Source organism: Mycobacterium sp. 050134, from assembly GCF_036409085.1.
Classification (GTDB): domain Bacteria; phylum Actinomycetota; class Actinomycetes; order Mycobacteriales; family Mycobacteriaceae; genus Mycobacterium.
The window spans coordinates 37,393-64,327 of the sequence record NZ_JAZGLV010000016.1; the positions used below are offsets into that span (position 1 = coordinate 37,393).

Genomic DNA, 26,935 nt, shown 5'->3' on the forward strand with positions numbered 1-26,935 from the left:
GAGCATGCACGGCGACGAGCAGCCTCGCCGACCACAGCGGGTCGGAGAGAAGCCGAGCGGCGCACCGGCCTCGGCCGGATAACGACCGCGACACGCCAAAGACAAGCAATGCGCGTCTTACGCCGGTGCCGGGTGCCGTCTGGCTATATGTTCAGACGGACAAGCATGAACTCCACGAATACCAAGCACGCGATTCGGCGGTAATGGTCGCATCTGGCCCGATATAGCGGGTAGCGTCGTGGGATACATGCGGCAGAGCAAGACGAACGGCGAACAAGGAAGTAGGCCCTGAAGCACCATGGCGCGCATCGGAGACGGCGGTGACCTGCTGAAGTGCTCGTTCTGCGGGAAGAGCCAAAAGCAAGTCAAGAAACTCATTGCTGGCCCCGGTGTGTACATCTGTGATGAGTGCATCGACCTCTGCAACGAGATCATCGAAGAGGAGTTGGCCGACGCCGACGACGTGAAGCTCGACGAGCTTCCCAAGCCGGTCGAGATCCGCGAGTTCCTCGAGGGATACGTCATCGGGCAGGACACCGCCAAGCGCACCCTGGCGGTCGCGGTCTACAACCACTACAAGCGGATCCAGGCCGGCGAGAAGAGCCGCGACTCCCGCCACGAGCCGGTCGAGCTGACGAAGTCCAACATCCTGATGCTGGGACCGACCGGTTGCGGCAAGACCTACCTGGCCCAGACGCTCGCCAAGATGCTGAACGTGCCGTTCGCCATCGCCGACGCCACCGCGCTGACCGAGGCCGGTTACGTGGGTGAGGACGTCGAGAACATCTTGCTCAAGCTGATCCAGGCCGCCGACTACGACGTCAAGCGCGCCGAGACCGGCATCATCTACATCGACGAGGTCGACAAGATCGCGCGCAAGAGCGAGAACCCGTCGATCACCCGCGACGTCTCCGGCGAGGGTGTTCAGCAGGCGCTGTTGAAGATCCTGGAGGGCACGCAGGCGTCGGTGCCCCCGCAGGGCGGTCGCAAGCACCCGCACCAGGAATTCATCCAGATCGACACCACGAACGTGCTGTTCATCGTCGCCGGGGCGTTCGCCGGCCTCGAGAAGATCATCTACGAGCGCGTCGGCAAGCGCGGCCTGGGCTTCGGCGCGGAGGTCCGCTCCAAGGCAGAGATCGACACCACGGACCACTTCGCCGAGGTTATGCCCGAGGACCTGATCAAGTTCGGGCTGATCCCCGAGTTCATCGGCCGGCTGCCGGTCGTCGCCTCGGTGACCAACCTGGACAAGGAATCCTTGGTGAAGATCCTGTCCGAGCCGAAAAACGCTCTGGTCAAGCAGTACACCCGCCTCTTCGAGATGGACGCCGTCGAGCTGGAGTTCACCGACGACGCGCTGGAAGCCATCGCCGACCAGGCCATCCACCGCGGCACCGGCGCCCGTGGCTTGCGCGCCATCATGGAAGAGGTGCTGCTGCCCGTCATGTATGACATCCCGAGCCGCGACGACGTCGCCAAGGTCGTGGTGACCAAGGAGACGGTGCAGGACAACGTGCTCCCAACGATCGTGCCGCGCAAGCCCTCTCGGGCCGAGCGCCGCGACAAGACCGCCTAGCGCCTCCTCGCCGACGGGGCCGGGCCAGGGTCTGACCCCGTATGGCCGACATCGTCAGCCGCCCCGGCGCGGTCGCCCGCCGATCGGCGCTGGCGCTGGACGCGGTGAACTTCCTGCTCGCCGACGTCCGCGACGGGCTGGGGCCTGGCTGGCGATGCCGGAGACGGCGGCGGCCCGCGACCCGCGGACGTGACCAACACCACACTTTCGCAAGCTACCCGTGAGTACGCCTCGCTGACTTCGGTGTTTGAGTGCAAACTCACTGCGTGGGAGGCCAATCAGATGGCTACGTACGCTAACAAACGGTGCCATAATTGGTACCGCCAGTGACATCAAAGCCGTGACGGCTGGTGAATCTTTGCCGGCGCGTAACCTGGAGCTACGCGGAGTGCCTGTCCGGTCAATTAAGTGGAGGGCTGAGACGTGGATCCGAACGGCAGCGGCGCCGGGTCGAATTCTCGCGGGTTGAATTCTCGCAATGGAGCCCCGAATAACGGGTCCGTCCGTCAGCGCCTCGAGCAGGTGGTCATCCGATTCGCCGGCGACTCCGGCGACGGGATGCAGCTGACCGGTGACCGGTTCACCTCCGAGGCAGCGCTATTCGGCAACGACCTGGCCACACAGCCGAACTATCCCGCCGAGATCCGCGCTCCCGCGGGGACACTGCCCGGCGTCTCGTCGTTCCAGATCCAAATTGCCGATTACGACATCCTGACCGCCGGCGACCGGCCCGATGTCCTCGTCGCGATGAACCCGGCCGCGCTCAAGGCCAACATCGGCGACCTGCCGCGCGGCGGGATGGTCATCGTAAACTCCGACGAGTTCACCAAGCGCAACCTGACGAAGGTCGGTTACGTCACCAACCCCCTCGAGTCCGACGAGTTGTCCGAGTACGTCGTGCATTCCGTCGCGATGACCACGCTGACCCTGGGGGCCGTCGAGGCCATCGGCGCCTCGAAGAAGGACGGCCAGCGCGCCAAGAATATGTTCGCCCTGGGCCTGCTGTCCTGGATGTACGGACGGCCGATCGAGACCAGCGAGCGGTTCATCCGGGAGAAGTTCGCCCGCAAGCCCGACGTCGCGGAGGCCAACGTGCTGGCCCTCAAGGCGGGCTGGAACTACGGCGAGACCACCGAGGCCTTCGGCACCACCTATGAGGTGTCCCGGGCGAGCCTGCCGGCGGGCGAATACCGCCAGATCTCGGGCAACACCGCCCTGGCCTACGGGATCGTCGCCGCCGGTCAGCTCGCCGGCATCCAGGTCATGCTGGGCAGTTACCCGATCACGCCGGCCTCGGACATTCTGCACGAGCTGTCGAAGCACAAGAACTTCAACGTGATCACCTTCCAGGCCGAGGACGAGATCGGCGGCATCTGCGCGGCAATCGGCGCCTCCTACGGCGGCGCCCTTGGCGTCACCAGCACGTCCGGACCCGGCATCTCGCTGAAGTCCGAGGCGCTCGGACTCGCGGTGATGACCGAGCTGCCGCTGCTCGTCATCGACGTCCAGCGGGGCGGTCCGTCGACCGGCCTGCCGACCAAGACCGAACAGGCCGATCTCCTGCAGGCGCTGTACGGCCGCAACGGCGAGTCGCCGGTGGCGGTGCTCGCGCCCCGGTCGCCGTCAGACTGCTTCGAGACCGCCATCGAGGCCGTGCGCATCGCGGTGTCCTACCACACGCCGGTGATCGTGCTGTCCGACGGCGCGATCGCCAACGGCTCGGAGCCGTGGTGCATCCCGGACGTCGGCACTCTCAAGCCCATCAAGCACACGTTCGCCAAGCCGGACGAGCCCTTCCAGCCGTACAACCGCGACCCCGAGACGCTGGCCCGCCAGTTCGCGATCCCGGGCACGCCGGGCCTGGAGCACCGCATCGGCGGGCTGGAGGCCGCGAACGGGTCGGGCAACATCTCCTACGAGCCGGTGAACCACGACCTGATGGTTCGGTTGCGCCAGGCCAAGATCGACGGCATCGACGTTCCGGACCTGGAGGTCGACGATCCCACCGGAGACGCCGCGCTGCTGCTGATCGGCTGGGGCAGCTCCTATGGGCCGATCGGGGAGGCGTGCCGGCGGGCGCGGCGCAGGGGCGTCAAGGTCGCGCACGCACACCTGCGGCACCTCAGCCCCTTCCCGGCGAACCTCGGCGACGTCCTGCGGCGTTACCCCCAAGTGGTGGCGCCGGAGATGAACCTCGGCCAGCTGGCGTTGCTGCTCCGGGGCAAGTACCTCGTCGACGTGCAATCGGTCACCAAGGTCCAGGGCGTCGCGTTCCTCGCCGACGAGATCGGGCGCGTCATCCGCGCCGCGTTGGCGGGGACGCTCGCCGAGATCGAAGACGACAAGACCATGGTCGCCAGGATGTCGGCGGCAACGGTGGGAGCGGGAGCTAGCGAATGACCGACCTGATGGGCAATCTGGCGGGCGCGGACCTAGGGCTGACGCCCGGGGGGGAAAACCGGCGACTGACCAAGAACGACGGCGTGCCCACGTTGTCTGTTGAGGACCAGCCGCAGAAGGCCAAGGACTTCACCAGCGACCAGGAGGTGCGCTGGTGCCCCGGCTGCGGTGACTACGTCATCCTCAACACCATCCGCAACTTCCTGCCCGAGCTGGGCCTTCGCCGCGAGAACATCGTCTTCATCAGCGGCATCGGCTGCTCGAGCCGGTTCCCCTACTACCTCGAGACCTACGGCTTCCACTCGATCCACGGCCGGGCACCGGCCATCGCGACGGGACTGGCGCTGGCCCGCGAGGACCTGTCGGTGTGGGTGGTCACCGGTGACGGCGACGCCCTGTCGATCGGCGGCAACCACCTGATCCACGCGCTGCGCCGCAACGTCAACATCACCATCCTGCTGTTCAACAACCGCATCTACGGGCTAACCAAGGGCCAGTACTCGCCCACCTCCGAGGTAGGCAAGGTCACCAAGTCGACGCCGATGGGGTCGCTGGACCAGCCATTCAACCCGGTGTCGCTGGCGCTGGGCGCCGAGGCCACCTTCGTCGGCCGCGCGCTCGATTCCGATCGCGCGGGGCTGTCCGAGGTGCTGCGGGCCGCCGCCGAGCATCGCGGCGCGGCCGTGGTCGAAATCCTGCAGGACTGCCCGATTTTCAACGACGGCTCGTTCGACGCCCTGCGCAAGGAGGGCGCCGAGGAGCGGGTCATCAACGTCCGCCACGGCGAGCCCATCACCTTCGGCGCCGACGGCGAATACTGCGTGGTGCGCTCCGGATTCGGCCTGGACGTGGCCAAGACCGCCGACGTGGCCGTCGACGAGATCGTCGTCCACGACGCCCACGCCGACGACTCCGCGTACGCCTTCGCGCTGTCGCGGCTGTCGGACCAGAACCTCGAGCACACGGTGCTGGGCATTTTCCGCAACGTCAGCCGGCCCACGTACGACGACGCGGCCCGCTCGCAGGTCCGCACCGCGCGGGCGTCGAGCCCGTTCGACACAGCCGCCCTGCAATCGCTGCTGCGCGGGCGCGACACCTGGACCGTCGACTGAAGGTGGCTGAACTGATGCCCGACGCAGTTTCACTGGCCGGGGTGGTCCTCGCCGGCGGCGCATCGCGGCGAATGGGCCGCGACAAGGCTGGGATGCCGGTCCCGGGGTCCTCTGACGGCGCCGGCGCCATCACCATGGTCGAGCAGGTGGTCGGCGTTCTCCGTCAGCGCTGCGAGCCGGTGTTGGTGATGGCCGCCCAGGGCCAGCCGCTGCCGCCGCTGCAAGCCCAGATCGTGCGCGACGAGCTGCGCGGTCTCGGTCCGCTGGCCGCCACCGCGCGGGCGTTGCGGACGGCCGCCGAGGCCGGCGCCCGGTACGCCTTCGTCTGCGCCGTCGACATGCCCTTCCTGGCCGCCGATCTCATCGACGAGCTCACCCGCATGGCCGTCGAGACGGGCGCCGAGGTCGTACTGCCGTGGGACGGGCAGGATCACTACCTCGCCGCGGTTTATCGGACCGATCTGGCCGACCGTGCCGACGCGCTGGTGTCGGCGGGGGAACGCAAGATGCGGGCTCTGGTCGACAGCTCGGACGCCCAGCGCATCGTGACCTCCGACTCGCGATCCCTGACGAACGTCAACAGCGACGCCGATTTGCGCGCGCTGACCCCGTCGCGGGCCTGATCCGGCCGGTCCCCGGGACCGTGTCCGGCCCAGCGTGAAGCTACGTTCACGCTCGGGCGAATCCGGTGGAAACTCTCGTCCGTTAAGCCTTTGCAAATTCCGACGGCGGAAATTGATAATCACCGATTATCAATTTCCGCGTCCGGCCGGTATTGGTCGTCCCCATAAACCGAGCGTGATCTGTAATGTACTGGCGCAGCCCACATTCCGTGCCTGGCCGGGATTGGCCGGCCCGGACGCGCGCCGACCGGCTGTCGCGGGCCGGCCGCGGTTATGCGGCAAATGTCGACGACGAATGGGGCGGCTTCCGTCGGTCGGCGATGACCGGTTCCCCGGGCAAAGCCGCGGCCACCGACCCTCGACATCGAGGCTGTCAAAGCTATTGTCCGGCAATATTTTTAGCTGAAACATCCTGGTGCCGTGGCGGATCCGGGCCATGAAGCGGACGCGTCGGCCTCATGGCTGGAAAGGGCTGCCGAGCAAGCCATTTCGCGACGTTCTCCTCGCCGTAGCACTCCGCGGCGTGTCGGTAGCGATTGCATCGCCTGATGCACTAAGGTGCGGGCACCGCGGGTAGGGCGCGAGCGTGGACTGCACCAGACGGCGCCGCCGCGTGACCGCAAATGCCGTGGCCCAGCTCACAAAAACCGCGTGATTCGGCTCACGATTTGATTGCTATTTCCACGGATGGGCACCCGGCGAAATAATCCCGCTGACCTGCGCCGACAAATCCGGCATAGCGCCGTGACCGAGTCGTTATCGAACCGAGATATCCGCTTTCCGAAGATGACGAATGGTTCCGGGTCTCGTACGGTCCCTCTTAGCCCGAAAACGGGTTACCGATTAGTAACAAAATTGAATCTACGGACCCGCGTGTGTGCGGGGCTGCGGACGGCGAAAGCCCGACCGCGGCCGGTGGGCGATAGTCCGCCGGGCATTCAGGCCCCCGCTGCCGTGCCTGAACGAGACGGCACGGCCCAGAGCACCCCTTCCGCAATACCAAGCACCTTCAGCCCACGTCCGTGGGCTTGCTTTGGCGCGCGCGCACCGCGAAAGGAAAAAATTTGAAGAACGTCCGCAAGACGCTCATCCTCGCCGCAATCTCGGGCACGTTGGTGACGGTGCCTTCCGCCACCGCGACCGCGGAGCCGATGGGCATTGACCCGAACGTTCCCCCCGCCGATGTCGTCCCCGACGCGCCGCCGCCGCCGGCCCCGGACGCTCCGGCGCCCGCGCCCGTTGGCTTCGATCCGAATGTTCCGCCGCCGCCCGCGGTCCCGGACGCCCTGGCGCCCGTCGACGCACCGCCGGGGCCGGCGCCCGTTGGCTTCGACCCGAACGTTCCGCCGCCGCCGGGGCCCGACGCCCCGCCGCCGCCGGCGCCCGTTGGCTTCGATCCGAATGTTCCGCCGCCGCCGGGACCGGACGCCCCGCCGCCGCCCCCCGTCCACAAGGCGTACAGCGTCAACTGGGATGCCATCGCGCAGTGTGAGTCGGGCGGCAACTGGTCGATCAGCACCGGCAACGGCTTCTCGGGTGGCCTGCAATTCACCTCGAGCACCTGGCACGCCAACGGTGGTTCGGGATCGCCGTCCGGCGCCAGCCGCGAGGAGCAGATCCGGGTCGCCGAGAACGTCCTGCACAGCCAGGGCATCGGCGCGTGGCCGGTCTGCGGCCGCCGCGGCTGACCGCCGTCGCGCAGTTAAGTGGGAATGCCGGGCCTTCGGGCCCGGCATTCCTCGTCTCCGGCACGGCGACACCCTCGGGTAGCGTCGGGGCCCGTGACCGCAACGCCGCGTGAATTCGACCTCGTGCTCTATGGCGCCACCGGCTTCGTCGGCAAGCTCACCGCCGAATACCTCGCCACCGCGGCGGGCGACGCCCGGATAGCGCTGGCCGGGAGGTCGACCGACCGGTTGCGCGCGATCCGTGACGGCCTCGGCGAGCCCGCGCGATCCTGGGGCCTGGTGGCCGCCGACGCCGCGTCGCCGTCGACGCTCAACGAGATGGCGGCCCGCGCCCAGGTCGTCGTCACGACGGTCGGGCCCTACGCCCGCTACGGGCTGCCTCTGGTGGCGGCGTGCGCCGCGGCCGGCACCGACTACGCCGACCTCACCGGTGAACCGCCGTTCATGCGGGACAGCATCGACACCTATCACAAGCAGGCCGCCGACACGGGCGCCCGCATCGTCCATGCGTGCGGTTTCGACTCCGTGCCCTCGGACCTGACCGTCTACGCGCTCTACCGGACGGCGCGTGACGACGGCGCGGGCGAGCTGGGCGAGACCGACTTCGTCGTCCGTTCTATGCGCGGGGGGCTGTCGGGTGGCACCATCGCCTCGTTGCTGGACGTGTTCGACGCCGCCTCCGGGGACCCGGACGTGCGGAGCCAGCTGCTCGATCCCTACACCTTGACCACCGATCGCGCCGCCGAACCGGAACTGGGCCGCCAGCCCGACCTGCCGTGGCGCCGCGGCCGTCAGATCGCGCCGGAACTGAGCGGCCTGTGGACGGCCGGCTTCATGATGGGGCCGGTCAACACCCGCATCGTGCGCCGCAGCAACGCATTGCTGGGCTGGCCGTACGGCCGGCAGTTCCGGTACAGCGAAAGCATGAGCCTGGGGGCGTCGCCCCTGGCGCCCCTGGGATCGGCCGTCGTGAGCGTTATCGGCAACGCGGCGATGGCGTTGGGCAGCCGTTACTTCCGGCTGCTGCCGCGTCGGCTGGTGGAGCGTGTCGTCCCCAAGTCCGGCTCCGGGCCCAGCGCGAAGACGCGCGAGCGCGGCTACTACCGGGTGGAGACCTACACCACGACGACCACCGGTGCGCGCTACGTGGCGCGCATGGACCAGCATGGTGACCCCGGTTACAAGGCGACGTCGGTGCTGCTGGGGGAGTGTGGCCTGGCGCTTGCGCTGGACCGCGACAAACTCTCCGACCTGCGCGGCGTGCTGACACCCGCGGCCGCGATGGGTGACACGCTGCTGGCCCGGTTCCCGGCCGCCGGCGTGTCGTTGCAGGTCGACCGGCTGGGTGGGTGACGCGCGTCGCTCCCTAGAATTGACCGGTGACCGACAGCCGCTCCGCCGCCGACCTGCCCAAGTCGTGGGACCCCGGCGCCATGGAGGGCCCGATCTACCAGGGCTGGGTGGACGCCGGCTACTTCAGGGCGGACCCCACGAGCCCCAAGCCCGGGTACTCGATCGTCCTGCCCCCGCCGAACGTGACCGGCAGCCTGCACATGGGCCACGCGCTGGAACACACCATGATGGATGCCCTGTCCCGCCGCAAGCGCATGCAGGGCTACGAGGTGCTGTGGCAACCGGGCATGGATCACGCGGGCATCGCGACGCAGAGCGTGGTCGAGAAGCAACTTGCGGTAGACGGCAAGACCAAAGAGGACTTCGGCCGGGAGCTCTTCGTCGAGAAGGTCTGGGACTGGAAGCGCGAGTCCGGCGGCGCCATCAGTGGCCAGATGCGCCGCCTCGGTGACGGCGTCGACTGGAGCCGCGACCGGTTCACCATGGACGAGGGCCTCTCGCGGGCCGTGCGCACGATCTTCAAGCGGCTCTACGACGCCGGGCTGATCTACCGCGCCGAGCGGCTGGTCAACTGGTCGCCCGTGCTCGAAACTGCGCTCTCGGACATCGAAGTCAACTATGACGAGGTCGAGGGCGAGCTGGTGTCGTTTCGATACGGCTCGCTGGACGACTCCCAGCCTCACATCGTGGTCGCCACCACCCGAGTCGAAACGATGCTGGGCGATTCCGCGATCGCCGTGCACCCCGACGACGAGCGCTACCGACACCTGGTGGGCAGCACGCTGCCCCACCCATTCCTCGATCGGCGGCTCGTCATCGTCGCCGACAAGCACGTCGACCCCGAATTCGGCACGGGCGCCGTCAAAGTCACGCCCGCGCATGATCCCAATGACTTCGAGATCGGATTGCGCCACCAGCTGCCGATGATCTCGATCATGGACACCAAGGGCAGGATCGCCAACACCGGAACGCAATTCGACGGGATGGATCGCTTCGAGGCGCGCGTCGCGGTGCGGGAAGCCCTTGCCGCGCAGGGACGGATCGTTGAGGAGAAGCGCCCCTACCTGCACAGCGTCGGGCACTCCGAGCGCAGCGGCGAGCCGATCGAGCCGCGGCTGTCGCTGCAGTGGTGGGTGCGCGTGGAGTCGTTGGCCAAGGCCGCCGGTGACGCGGTGCGCAACGGCGACACCGTAATTCACCCGGCCAGCATGGAGCCACGCTGGTTCGCCTGGGTCGACGACATGCACGACTGGTGCATCTCGCGGCAGCTGTGGTGGGGCCACCGGATCCCGATCTGGTACGGGCCCGACGGCGAACAGGTCTGCGTCGGGCCGGACGAGGCGCCGCCGGAGGGCTGGGAGCAGGACCCCGACGTGCTGGACACCTGGTTCTCCTCCGGACTCTGGCCGTTTTCCACGCTGGGCTGGCCGGCGCAGACCCCGGAACTGGAGAAGTTCTACCCGACAAGCGTTTTGGTGACGGGCTACGACATCCTGTTCTTCTGGGTGGCGCGGATGATGATGTTCGGCACCTTCGTCGGCGACGACGACGCCATCACGCTCGGCGGCCGCCGGGGCCCCCAGGTACCGTTCACCGACGTCTTCCTGCACGGGCTGATCCGGGACGAGTCCGGCCGCAAGATGAGCAAGTCCAAGGGCAACGTGGTCGACCCGCTGGACTGGATGGACACGTTCGGGGCCGACGCCCTGCGTTTCACACTGGCCCGCGGCGCCAGTCCCGGCGGTGACCTGGCGATCGGGGAGGACCATGTCCGGGCCTCCCGCAACTTCTGCACCAAGCTGTTCAACGCAACGCGCTACGCGCTGCTCAACGGCGCTGCCCTGGAGGATCTTCCGCCGTCGGACCGACTGACCGATGCCGATCGCTGGATCCTTGGACGCCTGGAAGAGGTTCGCGCCGAAGTCGATTCGGCCCTCGACGCCTACGAGTTCAGCCGGGCCTGCGAGGCGCTGTATCACTTCGCGTGGGACGAATTCTGCGACTGGTACCTGGAATTGGCGAAGACGCAGCTCTCGGAGGGGGGTGCCCACACCACCGCCGTGCTGGCGGCGGTGCTCGACACGCTGCTGCGCCTGCTGCACCCCGTGATCCCGTTCCTCACGGAGTCGTTATGGCGGGCACTGACAAACCGGGAGTCGCTGGTCGTCGCCGATTGGCCGACGCCGTCGGGGGTGTCGCTGGATCCGGTTGCCGCGCAGCGGATCAGCGACATGCAGAGGCTGGTCACCGAGGTCCGGCGGTTCCGCAGCGAACAGGGCCTGGCCGACCGGCAGAAGGTGCCGGCCCGGCTGGGCGGTGTCGAGGGCGCCGGGCTGAGCGCCCAAGTCGCCGCCGTCACCTCGCTGGCGTGGCTGACCGCGCCGGGTGACGACTTCCAGCCGTCGGTGTCGTTGGAGGTGCGGCTGGGGCCCGACTCGAACAGCACCGTCGTCGTCGAGCTCGACACGTCGGGCACCATCGACGTCGCCGCCGAGCGCCGCCGCCTGGAAAAAGACCTGGCCGCAGCGCAAAAGGAGCTTTCCTCGACCGCCGCCAAGCTGGGCAACGCCGACTTCCTGGCCAAGGCTCCCGAACATGTGGTCGCAAAGATCCGCGACCGGCAGCGGCTCGCGCAGGACGAGAGGGACCGGATCACGGCCAGGCTGGCTGCCCTGTGATGAGCGAGTCGCCCGAGTGGGGGCCGGGCTTTGGCCCCGGGGAACCCGCAGACCCCGAACACCCCGAACACCCCGAACACCCCGAAGTCCCCGAGGCCGATGCCCCGCCCACGCCCGACGAGATCGCGGCACTGTGGCAGGTCGAACACCTGCTGGACCAGCGCTGGCCGGAAACCAAGATCGAGCCGAGCCTGACCCGCATCAGCGCACTGATGGACTTGCTGGGCTCGCCGCAGCTCGGCTACCCGTCGATTCACATCACGGGCACCAACGGCAAGACCTCGGTGGCGCGGATGGTCGACGCCCTGGTGACCGCCCTGGGCCGCCGCACCGGCCGAACCACCAGCCCGCACCTGCAATCCGCGGTCGAGCGCATCGCGATCGACTCCAAGCCGATCAGCCCGGCCCGGTACGTCGCGACGTACCAAGAGATCGAGCCCTTCGTGCAAATGGTCGACGCGCAGTCTCAAACGGACGGCGGACCGGCGATGAGCAAATTCGAGGTGCTCACCGGGATGGCGTTCGCCGCGTTCGCCGACGCGCCCGTCGACGTCGCGGTCGTCGAGGTTGGAATGGGGGGGCGCTGGGACGCCACCAACGTGATCGGCGCACCGGTTGCGGTCATCACCCCGATCGCCATCGACCATGTGGACTACCTGGGCGACGACATCGCCAGCATCGCCGGCGAGAAGGCCGGAATCATTGCCAAGGCACCCGAGGGGGCGCCGGACACCGTCGCGGTGATCGGACGCCAGCTGCCCGAGGCGATGGAGGTGCTGCTGGCGCGGGCCGTGCGCGCGGACGCCGCCGTCGCCCGCGAGGATTCCGAATTCGCGGTCCTGGGCCGCCAGGTTGCCATCGGCGGACAGGTCCTGCAACTGCAGGGGCTCGGCGGCGTGTACTCCGATATCTTCTTGCCGCTGCACGGCGAGCACCAGGCGCACAACGCCGTCGTGGCGCTCGCGGCGGTCGAGGCATTCTTCGGCGCGGGCGCGCAGCGCCAGCTCGACGTCGACGCGGTCCGGGCCGGCTTCGCCGCCGTCACCAGTCCCGGCCGGATGGAGCGCATGCGCAGCGCGCCAACGGTTTTCATCGACGGCGCGCACAATCCGGCGGGCGCGGCCGCGCTGGCGCAGACGCTGACCGGCGAGTTCGACTTCCGCTACCTGGTCGGCGTGGTCGGCGTGCTCGCCGATAAGGACGCCGGCGGCATCCTCGCCGAGCTGGAGCCCGTGTTCGACCACGTCATCGTGACCCAGAACGGGTCGCCGCGGGCGCTGGACGTCGAGTCGCTGGCGCTGGTGGCGCAGCAGCGGTTCGGGCCCGACCGCGTCACCAGCGCCGAGAACCTGAGCGACGCGATCGACCTCGCGACCACCCTCGTCGACGACGCCCTGCGGGACGGACTGGTGGAGGGGGAGGTCGAGGCGTTCTCCGGCACCGGGATCGTCATCACCGGCTCGGTCGTCACCGCCGGAGCGGCCCGCACCCTGTTCGGTCGTGATCCGCAATGAGCGAGCAGGGCCCGCCGCCGGCCGGCGACCCGTGGAAGAGTTTCGGCGCGGTCATGGCCGCGACGTTGATCCTCGAGGCGATCGTGGTGCTGCTCGCGATCCCGGTGGTCGGCGCGGTCGGCGGTGGCCTGACGTCGGCCTCGCTGGCCTACCTGATCGGCCTGGCCGCGCTGCTGATCCTGCTCGCCGGGCTCCAGCGGCGGCCCTGGGCGATCTGGGTGAACCTCGGCGTCCAGATCCCGCTGCTCGCCGGCTTCGCGGTGTACCCGGGGGTGGGCGTCATCGGCGTCCTGTTCACCGGCCTATGGGCCCTCATCGCGTACTTTCGCGCCGAGGTGCGGCGGCGGGAGGCCGGACGCGGGAAGGCCCAGCCGCCCGGCTGAGGCGGCGGCAATTTCTGTACGCTGTGCGCCGTGACCGAACGGACTCTCGTACTGATCAAGCCCGACGGCGTCGAACGGCGTCTCACCGGGGAGATCCTCAGCCGCATCGAGCGAAAAGGCCTGAGCATCGCCGCGCTGGAGCTTCGGCACGTCACCGAAGACCTGGCCGCTCAGCACTACGCCGAACACGAAGCCAAGCCCTTCTTCGGTTCGCTGCTCGAATTCATCACGTCGGGACCCGTGGTCGCGGTGATCGTGGAGGGGCCGCGGGCCATCGCCGCGTTCCGTCAGCTCGCCGGCGGCACCGATCCGGTCGAAAAGGCGACACCGGGCACGATTCGCGGCGACTTCGGGCTGGAGACGCAGTTCAACCTCGTGCACGGGTCGGATTCGGCCGACTCGGCAAAGCGCGAGATCGCGCTCTGGTTTCCCAACAGTTAGCTCGGCCGAACGAACCGCCCGCTCAGGTGCGAGTGGGTGCGAGAAGTGATATGGGATACTGACAGCGGGTGAACGTCGCCGGACCGGCTTCGGACACCCGAATGAAGACTTAGACAAGCGCGACCACTGCCATCGGGCCGGTGTTGCGCCGCATGTCAGGCCGACATTCAGTACGACGTCGGGCGAGTTCATTCGAGCCGCTCGGGGCGAGACCATTACAGGCCCGGGAGAAGCGACCCGGGCGCATAGCGAAGCCCTCGCGTGGCCGCGTCGAAATGACGCGCCCGGGGGCTAAAGGAGAGTTTGTGGTAGACGGTGCACCCCCTACAGAGCCGACACAAGAGCCGACCGGGCACGAGGACCTGCCGGACCGCCTGAGGGTCCATCAGCTGGCACGGGCGCTGGGCAGCACCAACAGAGAGGTGCTGGACGCCCTGGTCTCGCTCGACGGGCGGACCCGCAACGTGCAGTCGGGCGTGGACCGCGAGGACGCGCTCCGCGTGCGCGACCTCATCTTCGCCAAGCCGCTGCCGAACATCCCGGGCTTCAGCAGTGCCCCGGCCCCCGTGGCAGCCCGGCCCGTGCCGCCGCCTGCGGAGACCACCGGCGAACCCCCGCAGTACATGCCGCTTTTCGTCGCGCCCCAGCCGATCGAGAAGGACCGGGGCGACGACGGCGAGGCCTCCGAGGGTGACGCCGACTACGACTCCGAGGACGGCGACACCGACGACGACGAACAGGCCGACAAGCCGGCCAACCGCCGCCGGCGCCGGGGTCGCCGCGGCCGGGGCCGCGGGCGCGGCGAGCAGGGCGGCCCCGACGGCCAGGATTCCGGCGACGACGACGCCGAATCCGACTCGGACGAGGACGATTCCGAGGACTCCGACGATTCGGACACCGGTGACGAGGAGGGCGGCGCGTCGGAGGGCGCCACCCGCCGGCGCCGCCGGCGCAGGCGCCGCAAGTCCGGTGCGGCTGACGACGACGACTCATCGTCGCCCGACGACCCGCCCAACACGGTGGTGCACGAACGGCCGCCGCGCTCGGGCAAGGGCGGCGGGGACGGCAATGGCAGCTCGACGGCCGAGATCAAGGGCATCGACGGCTCGACGCGGCTGGAGGCCAAGCGGCAGCGGCGCCGGGACGGGCGCGACGCCGGGCGGCGCCGCCCGCCGGTATTGACCGAGGCCGAGTTCCTGGCGCGCCGGGAGGCCGTCGAACGCGTCATGGTGGTGCGCGACCGGGTTCGCACCGAACCGCCGCACCCAGGTTCGCGGTACACCCAGATCGCGGTGCTCGAGGACGGCATCGTCGTCGAGCACTTCGTGACGTCCGCCGCTTCCGCTTCCCTAGTGGGCAACATCTACCTCGGGATCGTGCAGAACGTGCTGCCCTCGATGGAGGCGGCGTTCGTCGACATCGGCCGCGGCCGCAACGGGGTGCTGTACGCCGGCGAGGTCAACTGGGAAGCCGCCGGCCTGGGCGGATCCGACCGCAAGATCGAGCAGGCCCTCAAACCGGGCGACTACGTCGTGGTCCAGGTCAGCAAGGACCCGATCGGCCACAAGGGCGCCCGGCTGACCACGCAGGTGTCGCTGGCGGGCCGCTACCTGGTGTACGTGCCGGGCGCGTCGTCCACCGGGATCAGCCGCAAGCTGCCCGACACCGAGCGGCAACGCCTCAAGGAGATCCTGCGCGAGGTGGTCCCGTCGGACGCCGGGGTGATCATCCGCACCGCCTCGGAGGGCGTCAAAGAGGACGACATCCGCGGCGACGTCACCCGCCTGCAGGAGCGCTGGCAGCAGATCGAGGCCAAGGCGAGCGAGATCAAGCAGAAGGCGGCCGGTGCCGCGGTCGCGCTCTACGAAGAGCCGGACGTGCTGGTCAAGGTCATCCGCGACCTGTTCAACGAGGACTTCGCCGGGCTCATCGTGTCGGGTGACGAGGCCTGGAATACGATCACCGAGTACGTGAATTCGGTTGCCCCCGACCTGGTTTCGAAGCTGAACAAGTACGAGACGGCCGGGTCCTCCGAGGGGGTCCCGCCGCCCGACGTGTTCGCGGTGCATCGCATCGACGAGCAGCTGGCCAAGGCGATGGACCGCAAGGTGTGGCTGCCGTCGGGCGGCACGCTGGTGATCGACCGCACCGAGGCGATGACGGTGATCGACGTCAACACCGGCAAGTTCACCGGCTCCGGGGGCAACCTCGAGCAGACGGTGACCAAGAACAACCTCGAGGCGGCCGAGGAGATCGTTCGCCAGCTGCGGCTCCGCGACATCGGCGGTATCGTCGTCATCGACTTCATCGACATGGTGCTCGAGTCGAACCGCGACCTGGTGTTGCGTCGGCTGACCGAGTCGCTGGCCCGCGACCGCACCCGCCACCAGGTGTCCGAGGTGACCTCGCTGGGCCTGGTGCAACTGACCCGCAAGCGGCTGGGGACCGGGTTGATCGAGGCGTTCTCGACGGCGTGCCCCCACTGCGGCGGCCGCGGCGTCCTGCTGCACGCCGACCCCGTCGAATCGACGCCGTCGAACGGGCGCAAGGCCGAGTCCGGCGGCCGGCGCGGCCGGCGGTCGAAGAAGGGCCGGTCCGACGAGTCCGCCGACCAGCCCGCGGTGGCCAAGGTGCCCGCGCATGCCCCCGGTGAGCACCCGATGTTCAAGGCGATGGCGGCCGGTAACGGGCGCGACGACGAGGAGTCCGACGAGACCGGCGAATCGGACGAGTCGAGCGACATCGACGAACGGACGCACGCGGAGGTGACCGCCGTGCGGGAGGACTTCGGCGGCGCCGACGACACGGACGACACCGACGACGAGGACGAACTCGACGAGGACGAGCTGGACGACGAGGAAGACCTCGGCGACGACGACGAGGACGTCGGGTTGGATGACGACAGCGATGACGACGATGACGACGATGACGACGATTCGGACTTCGACGATTCCGAGGACTCCGACGCGGACGACTCCGGTGGCATCGTCGAGGTCCGGTCGACGTTCGGGCGTTCCCGACGGCGCGCCGCCGGCCGGCCGGCCGGGCCGCCCATCCACGCCGACTGAGGCCGGTGACCGGGCCAGTTTGACCCTGTAGGCGCTGGCCACGTACCCTTGGACAGTTGTCGCCAGGCCGGGCCCCAAGCCTTGGCCGGTGAACGGCGGGACTCCCGGAAGACGGCGCGGCCCCGCACTGAGATCCACGACCAGGACCCACCACGAGGATGCCGGTGGTTCGCGCGCCAAGCGCGGGCAATCGGCGAAGCAGAAGGCAGGAGCAACGATGGCGACCTACGCAATCGTCAAGACGGGCGGCAAGCAGTACAAGGTCGCCGTCGGGGACGTCGTCAAGGTCGAGAAGCTCGACTCGGAGCCGGGTTCGAGTGTGTCGTTGCCGGTCGCGCTGGTGGTGGACGGGACCAACGTCACCACTGACGCCGGCGCGCTGGCCAACGTCGCCGTGACGGGCGAGGTGCTCGAGCACATCAAGGGCCCCAAGATCCGCATCCACAAGTTCCGCAACAAGACCGGCTACCACAAGCGTCAGGGCCACCGTCAGCAGCTGACGGTCCTGAAGGTCACCGGGATCAAGTAGCAAAGGCGACAGACATGGCACATAAGAAGGGCGCTTCGAGCTCGCGCAACGGTCGCGATTCCGCCGCTCAGCGGCTGGGCGTCAAGCGATTCGGCGGCCAGCTCGTCAAGGCCGGCGAGATCATCGTCCGTCAGCGCGGCACCAAGTTTCACCCCGGGGTGAACGTCGGGCGCGGCGGCGACGACACGCTGTTCGCCAAGGAGACCGGCGCGGTCGAATTCGGCGTCAAGCGTGGGCGCAAGACCGTCAGCATCGTCGCGGCCGACTGATCTCTTCCCGGGCCGCCCGGCTCGCATCGTCGCCGGGCGATACCTGAGAGGACCCTGCGATGCCTCGGTTTGTCGACCGCGTCACCATCCATGCGCGTGCGGGTTCGGGCGGTAACGGCTGCGCGTCGGTTCGCCGCGAGAAGTTCAAGCCCCTGGGCGGCCCCGACGGCGGCAACGGAGGCCGGGGCGGCAGCGTCGTCCTGGTCGTCGATTCGCAGGTGCACACCCTGCTGGATTTCCACTTTCGCCCCCACATCGCGGCCCCTTCGGGCAAGCAGGGCATGGGGAACAACCGCGACGGCGCCGCCGGCGCGGACCTGGAGGTGAAGGTCCCCGACGGCACCGTCGTGCTGGACGAGAACGGCAGGCTGCTCGCGGACCTGGTCGGCCCGGGCACCCGCTTCGAGGCCGCGGCCGGCGGTCGCGGCGGCCTGGGCAACGCCGCGCTGGCGTCGCGCGCCCGCAAGGCCCCCGGTTTCGCCCTGCTCGGCGAGGAGGGCGAGGCCCGCGACCTCACGCTCGAACTCAAGACCGTGGCCGACGTTGGCCTGATCGGCTTCCCGTCCGCCGGAAAGTCGTCGCTGGTGTCCGCGATCTCCGCGGCCAAGCCGAAGATCGCCGACTATCCGTTCACCACGCTGGCCCCCAACCTGGGCGTCGTCTCGGCGGGGGAGCACACCTTCACCGTCGCCGATGTTCCCGGCCTGATTCCCGGCGCGTCGCAGGGCCGCGGGCTTGGCCTGGATTTTCTGCGGCACATCGAGCGCTGCGCCGTGCTCGTGCACGTGGTCGACTGTGCCACCGCCGAACCCGGCCGCGATCCGATCTCCGACATCGCCGCCCTGGAGGCCGAACTCGCCGCCTACACGCCCACGCTGCAGGGCGATGCTACGCTGGGCGACCTCGCCGAGCGGCCGCGGGCGGTGGTATTGAACAAGATCGACGTCCCGGAGGCGCGCGAACTCGCCGAATTCGTGCGGGATGAGATCGCCGAACGCGGCTGGCCGGTGTTCCTGGTGTCGACCGTCTCGCGGGAAGGCTTGCAGCCGTTGATCTTCGGGCTGTGGCGGATGGTGTCGGAGTACAACGCGGCGCTCCCGCCGGTCGTGCCGCGGCGGCCGGTGATCCGTCCGGTGCCCGTCGACGACAGCGGCTTTGCCGTCGAGCCCGACGGACAGGGCGGTTTCGTGGTCAGCGGCGCGCGGCCCGAGCGCTGGGTCCGGCAGACCGCCTTCGAAAACGACGAGGCCGTCGGCTATCTCGCCGACCGGCTCGCGCGCTTGGGCGTCGAGGATGAGCTGCTGCGGCTGGGTGCCGAGCCCGGCTGCGCGGTCACCATCGGCGAGATGACCTTCGACTGGGAACCACAGACACCGGCGGGCCAACACGTCGCCATGTCCGGCCGGGGAACCGATGTGCGGCTCGAGCAGAGCGAGCGGGTGGGTGCCGCCGAACGCAAGGCCGCCCGCCGTCAGCGCCGCGAACGTGCGGGCGACACCGATGCCGCCCCGTGAGCGCACACCGTGAGGCCATCCGGACCGCCCGCAGCCTCGTGGTCAAGGTCGGCACCAACGCGCTGACCACGCCGTCCGGGATGTTCGACGCCGGGAGGCTGGCCGCCCTCGCCGATGCGATCGAGGCGCGCATGAAGGCAGGCACGGACGTGGTGATCGTGTCCTCTGGGGCCATCGCCGCCGGCATGGAGCCGCTCGGATTGTCCCGTCGCCCCAAGGACTTGGCGACGAAGCAGGCGGCGGCCAGTGTTGGGCAGGTGGCGCTGGTGAACTCGTGGAGCGCGGCGTTCGCCCGGTACGGCCGCACGGTCGGACAGGTCCTGCTGACCGCCCACGACATCTCCATGCGCGCCCAGCACACCAACGCCCAGCGCACACTCGACCGACTGCGGGCGCTGCACGCGGTGGCGATCGTCAACGAGAACGACACGGTCGCTACCAACGAGATCCGGTTCGGCGACAACGATCGGCTGTCCGCGCTGGTGGCCCACCTGGTGGGCGCCGAGGCGCTGGTGCTGCTGTCCGACATCGACGGCCTTTACGATGCCGACCCGCGAAAGACGGAGGGCGCCAGGTTCATTCCCGAGGTGTCGGGGACGGCGGACCTAGACGGCGTGGTCGCCGGGCCCGGCAGCGCGCTGGGTACCGGGGGGATGGCGTCGAAGATGTCGTCGGCGCTGCTGGCGGCCGACGCCGGGGTGCCGGTGCTGCTGGCCGCCGCCGCCGACGCCGCGACCGCGCTCACCGACGCCTCGTCGGGCACGGTGTTCGCCGCACGCACCGCCCGCATGTCGGCGCGCCGGTTCTGGGTGCGCTACGCCGCCGAGTCGGCCGGCTCACTCACCCTGGACGCCGGGGCGGTGCGCGCCGTTGTGCAACAACGCCGTTCGCTGCTGGCCGCGGGCATCACCGCGGTGGCCGGCCGGTTCTACGGCGGCGACGTCGTCGAGTTGCGCGGGCCGGATGCGGCGATGGTGGCCCGCGGTGTGGTCGCCTATGACGCCGCCGAACTCGCCTCGATGATGGGCCGGTCGACCTCCGAGTTGCCGGGAGAGCTGCGCCGGCCCGCGGTGCACGCCGACGACCTGGTGGTCGTTTAAGCGGCCTAGATGAACGGGTTGCTGTTGTCCTGCCACGCCGCGGATTCGGGGCGCGGCCCGAAACGGCGGGCGTAGTCCTCGTGCATCTTCGCTTGTTTCTTGTTCTTGATCACGTCGACCAGATTCGGGTCGAGGCCGTGCTGCGCCAGCCGGTGTCGGCGCCAGACCTTGTTCAACGCGAGCGAGATCAGTAGGGCCCAGATGTAGAGCGGCACCGTCATTTCGGTGTGCACATAGAGCGAAGCGGGAAGCAGCCAGAACGGCGCGAGAACGACCAGCGGCGGTATGGCCCACCGGATCATGTGCCGGCGCACGGCTCCGTCGCCCGCCAGGTCGTGGGCGACCCAGTCGCGCATCGAGGCGGGCAGGCATCGACCGTACGAATAGGCGATGTACTGCCAGATGTTGGGTTTGCTGCTCGTCATGGGGCTCCTTGGGGGCGGGCGGTTTTCAGCACTGTAATGCGCCCGCTGCCAAGGCGGCCGCGTTGATGCGGGTAAGCACCTGGTGCAGGTGCTGGAGTTCGTCCAAGCCCACACCCAGACGCGCGACCACGGCGGGTGGGATCTTCAGCGCGCGCCGACGCAGGGCGGTGCCACCGTCGGTGAGTCTGACGTCGGCGCAGCGCTCATCGATCGCGCTTCGAGTCCGGGTGATCAGGCCGAGCCCCTCCAGGCGCTTCAGCATTGGCGACAGGGTAGCCGGATCCATCTGCAATGTGGTGGCAATGTCCTTGGCCGACAGGTGCTTTCGCAGCCCGGCTGCCGACTTCTGGTGGTCCCAGAGCGTCAGCATCACCAAGTACTGGGGGTGGGTCAATCCCAGCGGCTCCAATAGCGGCCGGTAGACCGCGAGGACGGCGCGGTTGGTCACGCTCAGCGCGAAACAGACCTGCCGTTCGAGGGAGAGCGGGTCGATCTGCGATACGGCCGGCGGCGCCATATTCGCATCGTAGTCCTAATAGTTAGGGTGCTAACTATGTTGCTCGTCACACCGGGACACCGCCCGTCGGGTCAGTGCGCCGCGGTGTCCTGGAGATACAGCGCACCCCAGACGATTTCGGCCAGCGTGGCGGCCAGCTCGGCGTCGTACTCGGGCGGTCTCGCGGGCAAGTTCTGCTGGCATGCGCGTTCGACCATCCAGGTAAGCGCGCTCGCGGTGGTGGCGGCGTGTAGTTGCGGGCGGACGGTGCCGTCGGCCTGGCCGTCCTCGACGATCCGGGTGAGGCGATCCGAGATCGCGGTCAGCAGCTCGCGGTACGTCTGCGCCGTCGCGGGGTCGTAGGCGGCCATCTCGTTGAGGGCGACGAGCACGGGTTGGTGCCGCCGATAGGTCTCGATGATGCCGGCCATGGCGGCACGGACGTCGCCCGGGTCGTGCCTCCCGGCCACTCCCCACCAGCGTTCGGCGCCGGCGGCGAGGTCTCCGAACACCTGCCCGGCGAGTCGCCGGAGTAGGTGGCCCTTGTCCTCGAAATAGATGTAGAAGCTGGCCCGCGAGATTCCCGCCTCGGTCGACAGCCGGTCGACGCTCAGCTCGGTGAAGCTGGTGCCGTCGCGCATCAGCCGGTCGGTGGCGTCCAGCAGCCGGCGTTCCAGCTCCTCGCGCCGCTGTTCCCGGCCCCGCTCCTGGCGGGCCGGCGGCTTGCGCGTGATCGACGGCATCCGCCGAGCATAGCCACCGATTCGACATCTTGACTAGACATACTGTCTAGACATATGGTCGGGCCTAACTTGTGACGGGAGTCATACTCAGGCGGAGGTCAACGATGACGGTGATGGCGGGAACGTCGGGCAGCAATCGCGCCTACGACGCGATCGATCTTTCCTCGCGTGCGTTCTGGTCTCAGTCCGCGGCGGAGCGGGAACGCTCGTTCGCGGTGCTGCGGGCCGAGCGGCCGGTGAGCTGGCACCCGCCGGTGCAGGACGCGCTGGTGCACGACCCCGACGACCGGGGCTATTGGGCGGTCACCCGGCGTTCGGACGTCGTCGCCGTCAGCCGCAACAACGACGTGTTCCTGTCCGGGCGGGGCGTCATGTTCGAGAACATTCCGGTGGAACTCCTCGAGGCGTCACAGTCCTTCCTGGCGATGGACCCGCCCCGGCACACCAAGCTGCGCAAGCTCGTCAGCGCCGCCTTCACCCCGCGCCAGGTCCGTCGGATCGAGGACTCGATTAAGGCGAACGCGAAGACCATCGTCGAGGAGCTGCGGGCCGCCGGCAGCGGCGCCGACTTCGTCCAGCACTGCGCCAAGGAGCTGCCCCTGCGCACGCTGTCGGACATGGTGGGCATCCCGGATTCCGAGCGTCAGCAGGTCGCGCGCGCCGCCGACGCGCTGGTCTCCTGGGCCGATGCCGTCTACCTCGACGGCCGCAACCCGCTCGAGGTGCTCGTCGAGAACCAGATGTACCTGCACCAGGTCGCCGGCGCGCTGGCCGCGGAGCGGCGCAAGCGCCCGGGCGACGACCTCTTCAGCGCCCTGGTCACCGCCGAGGTGGACGGCGACCGGCTCACCGACGCCGACGTGTCGGCCTTCTTCGTGCTGCTCGCGGTGGCCGGCAACGACACCACCCGTCAGACCACCAGCCACGCGCTCAAGGCGCTCACCGACTTCCCCGATCAGCGGGCATGGCTGCTGGCGGCCTTCGAGAATCGCGCCGGTACGGCCGTCGAGGAATTCATTCGCTGGGCCACGCCCGTCATGACCTTCCGCCGCACGGCCGCACGCGACTTCGACCTTGGCGACCAGGCCATCCGGGCGGGGGAGAAGGTGGTGATGTTCTACTCGTCGGCCAACTGGGACACCGCGGTGTTCGATCACCCGGAGCGCCTCGACCTCGGCCGGGACCCCAACCCCCACATGGGTTTCGGCGGCGGCGGCGTGCACTTCTGCCTCGGCGCGCACGTGGCGCGGGCGCAACTGCGCGCCCTCTTCGGCGAGCTGCTCGCGCAGCTGCCAAACATTCAGGCGGGCGAACCGGCCTACGTGCCCGGCAATTTCATCCACGCCATCCGCAGCATGCCGTGCAGCTTCTAGCGGGGCGCTACCGGCACCAGTTCCTCGGACAGCAGCACTAGCGTCTCCGAGCAGCCGCCGTCGACCCTGACGGTGCCCAGGTCGTCGCCGCGGGTTGGGCCGCGGTTGATGATCCCGATCGGCTTGCCGGTGGCGGCGGCGTGGCGCACGAACCGGTAACCGGAGAACACCGTCAGCGACGAGCCGGCGACCAGCAGCGCGTCCGCCTCATCGACCAATGAATAGGCCTGGGCGACAATCTCTTTGCGCACGCTTTCGCCGAAGTACACGATGTCGGGTTTGAGCATGCCGCCACACCGCGCGCAGTCCAGGTAGCGGAACGACGTCGTGTCGGCGACCACGGCGTCGGCGTCGGGCGCCACCGCGAGGCCCCCGGCGGCTCGCCGGCCGGCTCGCTCGATGAACCCCGGGTTGAGGTCCTCGAGCCGCTCGGCCAGCGCCGCCCGGCTCGTGGTCGCACCGCAGTCCAGGCAGACGACCCGCGCGTAGGTGCCGTGCAGGTCGACGACGTTGCGGCTGCCGGCCTTGGTGTGCAGCAGGTCGACGTTCTGGGTGATGACGCCGGTGACCACCCCGGCACGTTCGAGTGAGGCCAGCGCCCGGTGACCGGCGTTGGGCAGCGTGTCGTCCATGTGCCGCCACCCGACGTGGTTGCGCGCCCAGTAGCGCTGCCGAAACACCGGATCCGAGGTGAACTGGCGGATGGTCATCGGATTGCTCGGCGGCGAGTCGGGCCCGCGATAGTCCGGGATGCCGGAGTCGGTGGACAGCCCCGCGCCGGTCAGCACCGCCACGCGCCGACCGGCCAGCAGCGCGAGCAGCTCGGGCGCCTCCGAATAAGAGGGGCAAGAGGGGGCCATCACCTCGTCGAGGGTAACCCTCGCCCGCGAGCGTGCGTGTCTGTACGGCGACACGCCTGTGAGCCCGGCATTCTGCGCACGCTCGCGCCGGGTTGGAGTCGGCCGGGCCGGGCTCAGCCCAAACAGTCCGCCACGCGGGTGAGCTCCGCGGACATGTTCGACTCCATCATCCGCAGCGCCGCCTCACCCAGGTCGGCGTCGATGTGGGCGACGGCGTCGGTCGGGATCACGACGGGAAAGTGGCGCACGTACGCGTCGAGCGCGGTGTAGAGGATGCACTGCTCGGTGACCTGGCCGGTGAGGATCAGCCGCTTGGTCTCCAGCCGGTTGAGCAGGTACGCCAGCGCCGTCGCGTAAAACGCGCTGTGGCGCACCTTCGTCAACACCCGGCTGCCCTCCTGCGGCACGATCGGCTTCACCAGGTCGGGTCGCGCGCCGTCGAGTGCGGAGCGGACGATGTCGGAGAACTCGGCGCTGAAGTCGCCGTAGTTGTCGTTGGCGTACACCAGGTCGACGTCGTCGGATTCGCGCGCCCGCCGGACCAAATCGGCCAAAGGGTCGACGATCTTGCCGACATTGGGTATCAGGTCTTCAGCGTCGGGATGCTGATACGTATTCATCATGTCGACCACCAGGACAGCAGTGTCACTCATGCTGTCGGGATACCCGGCGGCCATGAGTTGACACCCGGGAGGCGACAATGGAAGGGCCATGAGTTCTCGCACGGACTTTTACAACATTTACAGCCAGGGCTTCGTTCGCGTCGCCGCGTGCACCCAGCACTCCGCGATCGGCGATCCGGCGGCCAACGCCGAGTCGGTGCTGCGGATCGCGCGGGAGTGCCACGACGACGCCGTTGCCGTTGCCGTCTTCCCCGAGTTGACGCTGTCCGGTTACTCCATCGAGGACATCCTGCTGCAGGAGGTGCTGCTCGACGACGTCGAGCGCGCCCTCGCGGACATCGTCGCGGCGTCGGCGGATCTTCTTCCCGTGCTGGTCGTCGGGGCGCCCCTGCGCTATCGGCACCGGATCTACAACACCGCCGTGGTCATCCACCGCGGCTCGGTGCTGGGCGTCGCGCCCAAGTCCTACCTGCCCACCTACCGGGAGTTCTACGAACGCCGCCAGCTCGCGCCCGGCGACGACGAGCGCGGCACCATCCGCATCGCCGGTCCGTCCGTCCCCGTCGAGGCCCCGTTCGGCCCCGACCTGCTCTTCGCCGCGTCCGACCTGCCCGGCCTGGTGCTGCACGTCGAGATCTGCGAGGACATGTTCGTGCCGATTCCGCCCAGCGCCGAGGCGGCGCTGGCGGGCGCCACCGTGCTGGCCAACCTGTCCGGCAGCCCCATCACCATCGGGCGCGCCGAGGACCGTTGCCTGCTGGCCCGCTCGGCGTCGGCGCGCTGTCTGGCGGCGTACGTCTATGCCGCCGCGGGTGAGGGCGAGTCGACCACCGACCTGGCCTGGGACGGGCAGACCATGATCTATGAAAACGGCGTCATGCTAGCTCAATCCGAGCGCTTCCCCAGGGGGGAGCGGCGCAGTGTCGCCGATGTCGACACCGATTTGATTCGGTCGGAACGGCTGCGGATGGGCACCTTCGACGACAACCGGCGCCATCACCGGAGCGCGGAGTCGTTTCGGCGCATCGAGTTCCGGCTCGATCCGCCGGGCGGCGACATCGGGCTGCGCCGGGACATCGAGCGCTTTCCATTCGTCCCGGCGAATGCCGAACGCCTGGAACAGGATTGCTACGAGGCCTACAACATCCAGGTCTCCGGGCTCGAGCAGCGGCTGCGCGCGCTGAACTTCCCGAAGATCGTCATCGGGATCTCCGGCGGCCTCGACTCGACGCACGCCCTGATCGTCGCGGCGCGGGCGATGGACCGCGAGGAGCGGCCGCGCAGCGACATCCTCGCGTTCACGCTGCCCGGGTTCGCGACCGGCGATCGCACCAAGCGCAACGCAATAGAGCTGTGCCGAGCGCTAGGCGTCACCTTCGCCGAGATCGACATCACCGAAACCGCCAAAGTGATGTTCAAGGAGATCGATCATCCCTTCGCCCGCGGCGAGAAGGTCTACGACGTCACCTTCGAGAACGTTCAGGCCGGCCTGCGCACCGACTACCTCTTCCGGCTGGCCAACCAGCGCGGCGGCATCGTGCTCGGCACGGGAGACCTCTCCGAGATCGGGCTCGGCTGGTCGACGTACGGGGTGGGCGACCAGATGTCGCACTACAACGTCAACGGCGGCATCCCGAAGACGCTCATCCAGCACCTGATCCGGTGGGTCATCTCGTCCGGCCAGTTCTCCTCCGACGTCACCGACGTGCTGAGGTCGGTGCTGGACACCGAGATCTCGCCGGAGCTAGTCCCCCGCGGCGAAGAGGAGGAGCTGCAGAGCAGTGAGGACAAGGTCGGACCCTATGCGCTGCAGGACTTCTCGCTGTTCCACGTGCTGCGCTTCGGGTTCCGGCCGTCGAAGATCGCGTTTTTGGCCTGGCACGCGTGGAGCGATCCTGAACAGGGCAACTGGCCGCCCGGATTCCCCGAGGACAAGCGGCCGTCCTACTCGCTAAAGGAGATTCGGCACTGGCTCGGCGTGTTCGCCCAGCGGTTCTACTCGTTCAGCCAGTTCAAACGCTCCGCCTTGCCCAACGGCCCCAAGGTGTCGCACGGCGGCGCGCTCTCCCCACGTGGCGATTGGCGGGCCCCGTCGGACATGTCCGCCCGCATCTGGCTCGACGAGATCGAGCGCGAGATCCCCGAGAGCTAGCGGTATCCACCA

Annotated in this window: 23 protein-coding genes; 18 read left to right on the forward strand and 5 right to left on the reverse strand. The window is 68.8% G+C overall.

The genetic code is table 11. The annotated features are described in order from the left end of the window. The first annotated feature begins 298 nt into the window (after nt 1-298). The 16 genes from clpX to proB all read left to right on the forward strand — a co-directional run bounded on the left by clpX (nt 299) and on the right by proB (nt 20,251). Nucleotides 299-1,579, forward strand: a complete 1,281-nt coding sequence (clpX, locus tag SKC42_RS19325) for an ATP-dependent Clp protease ATP-binding subunit ClpX (RefSeq protein ID WP_330965884.1) — start codon at nt 299-301, stop codon at nt 1,577-1,579. Nucleotides 1,580-1,620: 41 nt separating this feature from the next. Next, the gene (locus tag SKC42_RS19330) at nt 1,621-1,803 is read left to right on the forward strand and encodes a hypothetical protein (protein ID WP_330965885.1); all 183 of its coding nucleotides are present in this window, start codon (nt 1,621-1,623) and stop codon (nt 1,801-1,803) included. A 199-nt stretch (nt 1,804-2,002) separates the two neighbouring features. After that, a complete protein-coding gene (locus SKC42_RS19335) occupies nt 2,003-3,979 on the forward strand; it encodes a 2-oxoacid:acceptor oxidoreductase subunit alpha (RefSeq protein ID WP_330965886.1) in 1,977 nt (658 codons plus the stop codon). After that, entirely contained in the window at nt 3,976-5,091 is a 1,116-nt protein-coding gene (locus SKC42_RS19340) for a 2-oxoacid:ferredoxin oxidoreductase subunit beta (RefSeq protein ID WP_330965887.1), read from the forward strand. The genes SKC42_RS19335 and SKC42_RS19340 overlap by 4 nt, the downstream gene beginning before the upstream one ends. Nucleotides 5,092-5,105: 14 nt before the next feature. Next, entirely contained in the window at nt 5,106-5,714 is a 609-nt protein-coding gene (gene mobA / locus SKC42_RS19345) for a molybdenum cofactor guanylyltransferase (RefSeq protein WP_330965888.1), read from the forward strand. Nucleotides 5,715-6,778: 1,064 nt separating this feature from the next. Beyond that, nucleotides 6,779-7,402, forward strand: a complete 624-nt coding sequence (locus SKC42_RS19350) for a transglycosylase family protein (RefSeq protein ID WP_330965889.1) — start codon at nt 6,779-6,781, stop codon at nt 7,400-7,402. A 93-nt stretch (nt 7,403-7,495) separates the two neighbouring features. Further along, the gene (locus SKC42_RS19355) at nt 7,496-8,755 is read left to right on the forward strand and encodes a saccharopine dehydrogenase family protein (protein WP_330965890.1); all 1,260 of its coding nucleotides are present in this window, start codon (nt 7,496-7,498) and stop codon (nt 8,753-8,755) included. A gap of 26 nt (nt 8,756-8,781) precedes the next feature. Continuing rightward, nucleotides 8,782-11,433, forward strand: a complete 2,652-nt coding sequence (locus tag SKC42_RS19360; protein ID WP_330965891.1) for a valine--tRNA ligase — start codon at nt 8,782-8,784, stop codon at nt 11,431-11,433. Further along, nucleotides 11,433-12,947, forward strand: coding sequence for a bifunctional tetrahydrofolate synthase/dihydrofolate synthase (folC, locus tag SKC42_RS19365; protein ID WP_330965892.1), 1,515 nt, complete (start codon nt 11,433-11,435; stop codon nt 12,945-12,947). Before SKC42_RS19360 ends, folC begins: the two co-directional genes overlap by 1 nt. Further along, on the forward strand, nt 12,944-13,330 hold the full coding sequence (locus SKC42_RS19370; RefSeq protein ID WP_330965893.1) for a DUF4233 domain-containing protein: 387 nt from the start codon (nt 12,944-12,946) through the stop codon (nt 13,328-13,330). The genes folC and SKC42_RS19370 overlap by 4 nt, the downstream gene beginning before the upstream one ends. 30 nt (nt 13,331-13,360) lie before the next feature. Beyond that, nucleotides 13,361-13,771 (forward strand): nucleoside-diphosphate kinase, encoded by a 411-nt coding sequence (gene ndk / locus SKC42_RS19375; protein WP_330965894.1) that lies wholly within the window; start codon nt 13,361-13,363, stop codon nt 13,769-13,771. 275 nt (nt 13,772-14,046) lie between these two features. Beyond that, entirely contained in the window at nt 14,047-16,839 is a 2,793-nt protein-coding gene (locus tag SKC42_RS19380) for an Rne/Rng family ribonuclease (protein ID WP_442932194.1), read from the forward strand. A gap of 217 nt (nt 16,840-17,056) precedes the next feature. Next, the gene (rplU, locus tag SKC42_RS19385; RefSeq protein ID WP_330965896.1) at nt 17,057-17,368 is read left to right on the forward strand and encodes a 50S ribosomal protein L21; all 312 of its coding nucleotides are present in this window, start codon (nt 17,057-17,059) and stop codon (nt 17,366-17,368) included. Between the two features lie 14 nt (nt 17,369-17,382). Then, nucleotides 17,383-17,637 (forward strand): 50S ribosomal protein L27, encoded by a 255-nt coding sequence (gene rpmA / locus SKC42_RS19390; RefSeq protein ID WP_085258006.1) that lies wholly within the window; start codon nt 17,383-17,385, stop codon nt 17,635-17,637. 59 nt (nt 17,638-17,696) lie between these two features. Beyond that, the gene (obgE, locus tag SKC42_RS19395) at nt 17,697-19,151 is read left to right on the forward strand and encodes a GTPase ObgE (protein WP_330965897.1); all 1,455 of its coding nucleotides are present in this window, start codon (nt 17,697-17,699) and stop codon (nt 19,149-19,151) included. Continuing rightward, entirely contained in the window at nt 19,148-20,251 is a 1,104-nt protein-coding gene (gene proB, locus SKC42_RS19400) for a glutamate 5-kinase (protein ID WP_330965898.1), read from the forward strand. Before obgE ends, proB begins: the two co-directional genes overlap by 4 nt. Before the next feature lie 5 nt (nt 20,252-20,256). On the opposite strand, the gene SKC42_RS19405 is transcribed toward proB, so the two are convergent. The 3 genes from SKC42_RS19405 to SKC42_RS19415 all read right to left on the reverse strand — a co-directional run bounded on the left by SKC42_RS19405 (nt 20,257) and on the right by SKC42_RS19415 (nt 21,915). Beyond that, a complete protein-coding gene (locus SKC42_RS19405; protein WP_330965899.1) occupies nt 20,257-20,676 on the reverse strand; it encodes a DUF5313 domain-containing protein in 420 nt (139 codons plus the stop codon). 25 nt (nt 20,677-20,701) lie between these two features. Next, complete coding sequence (locus SKC42_RS19410) at nt 20,702-21,193, reverse strand: MarR family winged helix-turn-helix transcriptional regulator (RefSeq protein ID WP_330965900.1); 492 nt, start codon at nt 21,191-21,193, stop codon at nt 20,702-20,704. A 71-nt stretch (nt 21,194-21,264) separates the two neighbouring features. Further along, entirely contained in the window at nt 21,265-21,915 is a 651-nt protein-coding gene (locus SKC42_RS19415) for a TetR/AcrR family transcriptional regulator (RefSeq protein ID WP_330965901.1), read from the reverse strand. Between the two features lie 104 nt (nt 21,916-22,019). On the opposite strand from SKC42_RS19415, the gene SKC42_RS19420 reads away from it, so the two are divergent. Beyond that, nucleotides 22,020-23,288 (forward strand): cytochrome P450, encoded by a 1,269-nt coding sequence (locus tag SKC42_RS19420; RefSeq protein ID WP_330965902.1) that lies wholly within the window; start codon nt 22,020-22,022, stop codon nt 23,286-23,288. Here the strand turns inward: SKC42_RS19420 and SKC42_RS19425 are convergent. Together SKC42_RS19425 and SKC42_RS19430 are read right to left on the reverse strand one after the other, a co-directional pair. Then, complete coding sequence (locus SKC42_RS19425) at nt 23,285-24,148, reverse strand: SIR2 family NAD-dependent protein deacylase (RefSeq protein ID WP_330965957.1); 864 nt, start codon at nt 24,146-24,148, stop codon at nt 23,285-23,287. The genes SKC42_RS19420 and SKC42_RS19425 overlap by 4 nt on opposite strands. A 113-nt stretch (nt 24,149-24,261) precedes the next feature. After that, nucleotides 24,262-24,801, reverse strand: coding sequence for a cysteine hydrolase family protein (locus SKC42_RS19430; RefSeq protein ID WP_330965903.1), 540 nt, complete (start codon nt 24,799-24,801; stop codon nt 24,262-24,264). Between the two features lie 58 nt (nt 24,802-24,859). On the opposite strand from SKC42_RS19430, the gene SKC42_RS19435 reads away from it, so the two are divergent. Further along, a complete protein-coding gene (locus SKC42_RS19435; RefSeq protein ID WP_330965904.1) occupies nt 24,860-26,923 on the forward strand; it encodes an NAD(+) synthase in 2,064 nt (687 codons plus the stop codon). The last annotated feature ends 12 nt before the right edge of the window (nt 26,924-26,935 follow it).

Bases quoted from the DNA above. Each gene is read 5' to 3' on its own strand.
- SKC42_RS19330 (WP_330965885.1), top strand. From the start codon at position 1,621: ATGGCCGACATCGTCAGCCGCCCCGGCGCGGTCGCCCGCCGATCGGCG.
- obgE (WP_330965897.1), top strand. From the start codon at position 17,697: ATGCCTCGGTTTGTCGACCGCGTCACCATCCATGCGCGTGCGGGTTCG.
- clpX (WP_330965884.1), top strand. From the start codon at position 299: ATGGCGCGCATCGGAGACGGCGGTGACCTGCTGAAGTGCTCGTTCTGC.
- SKC42_RS19420 (WP_330965902.1), top strand. From the start codon at position 22,020: ATGACGGTGATGGCGGGAACGTCGGGCAGCAATCGCGCCTACGACGCG.
- SKC42_RS19415 (WP_330965901.1), bottom strand. From the start codon at position 21,915: ATGCCGTCGATCACGCGCAAGCCGCCGGCCCGCCAGGAGCGGGGCCGG.
- rplU (WP_330965896.1), top strand. From the start codon at position 17,057: ATGGCGACCTACGCAATCGTCAAGACGGGCGGCAAGCAGTACAAGGTC.
- rpmA (WP_085258006.1), top strand. From the start codon at position 17,383: ATGGCACATAAGAAGGGCGCTTCGAGCTCGCGCAACGGTCGCGATTCC.
- SKC42_RS19370 (WP_330965893.1), top strand. From the start codon at position 12,944: ATGAGCGAGCAGGGCCCGCCGCCGGCCGGCGACCCGTGGAAGAGTTTC.
- SKC42_RS19405 (WP_330965899.1), bottom strand. From the start codon at position 20,676: ATGACGAGCAGCAAACCCAACATCTGGCAGTACATCGCCTATTCGTAC.
- mobA (WP_330965888.1), top strand. From the start codon at position 5,106: ATGCCCGACGCAGTTTCACTGGCCGGGGTGGTCCTCGCCGGCGGCGCA.
- SKC42_RS19425 (WP_330965957.1), bottom strand. From the start codon at position 24,148: ATGGCCCCCTCTTGCCCCTCTTATTCGGAGGCGCCCGAGCTGCTCGCG.
- SKC42_RS19340 (WP_330965887.1), top strand. From the start codon at position 3,976: ATGACCGACCTGATGGGCAATCTGGCGGGCGCGGACCTAGGGCTGACG.
- SKC42_RS19435 (WP_330965904.1), top strand. From the start codon at position 24,860: ATGAGTTCTCGCACGGACTTTTACAACATTTACAGCCAGGGCTTCGTT.
- folC (WP_330965892.1), top strand. From the start codon at position 11,433: ATGAGCGAGTCGCCCGAGTGGGGGCCGGGCTTTGGCCCCGGGGAACCC.
- SKC42_RS19380 (WP_442932194.1), top strand. From the start codon at position 14,047: ATGACGCGCCCGGGGGCTAAAGGAGAGTTTGTGGTAGACGGTGCACCC.
- SKC42_RS19430 (WP_330965903.1), bottom strand. From the start codon at position 24,801: ATGAGTGACACTGCTGTCCTGGTGGTCGACATGATGAATACGTATCAG.
- SKC42_RS19410 (WP_330965900.1), bottom strand. From the start codon at position 21,193: ATGGCGCCGCCGGCCGTATCGCAGATCGACCCGCTCTCCCTCGAACGG.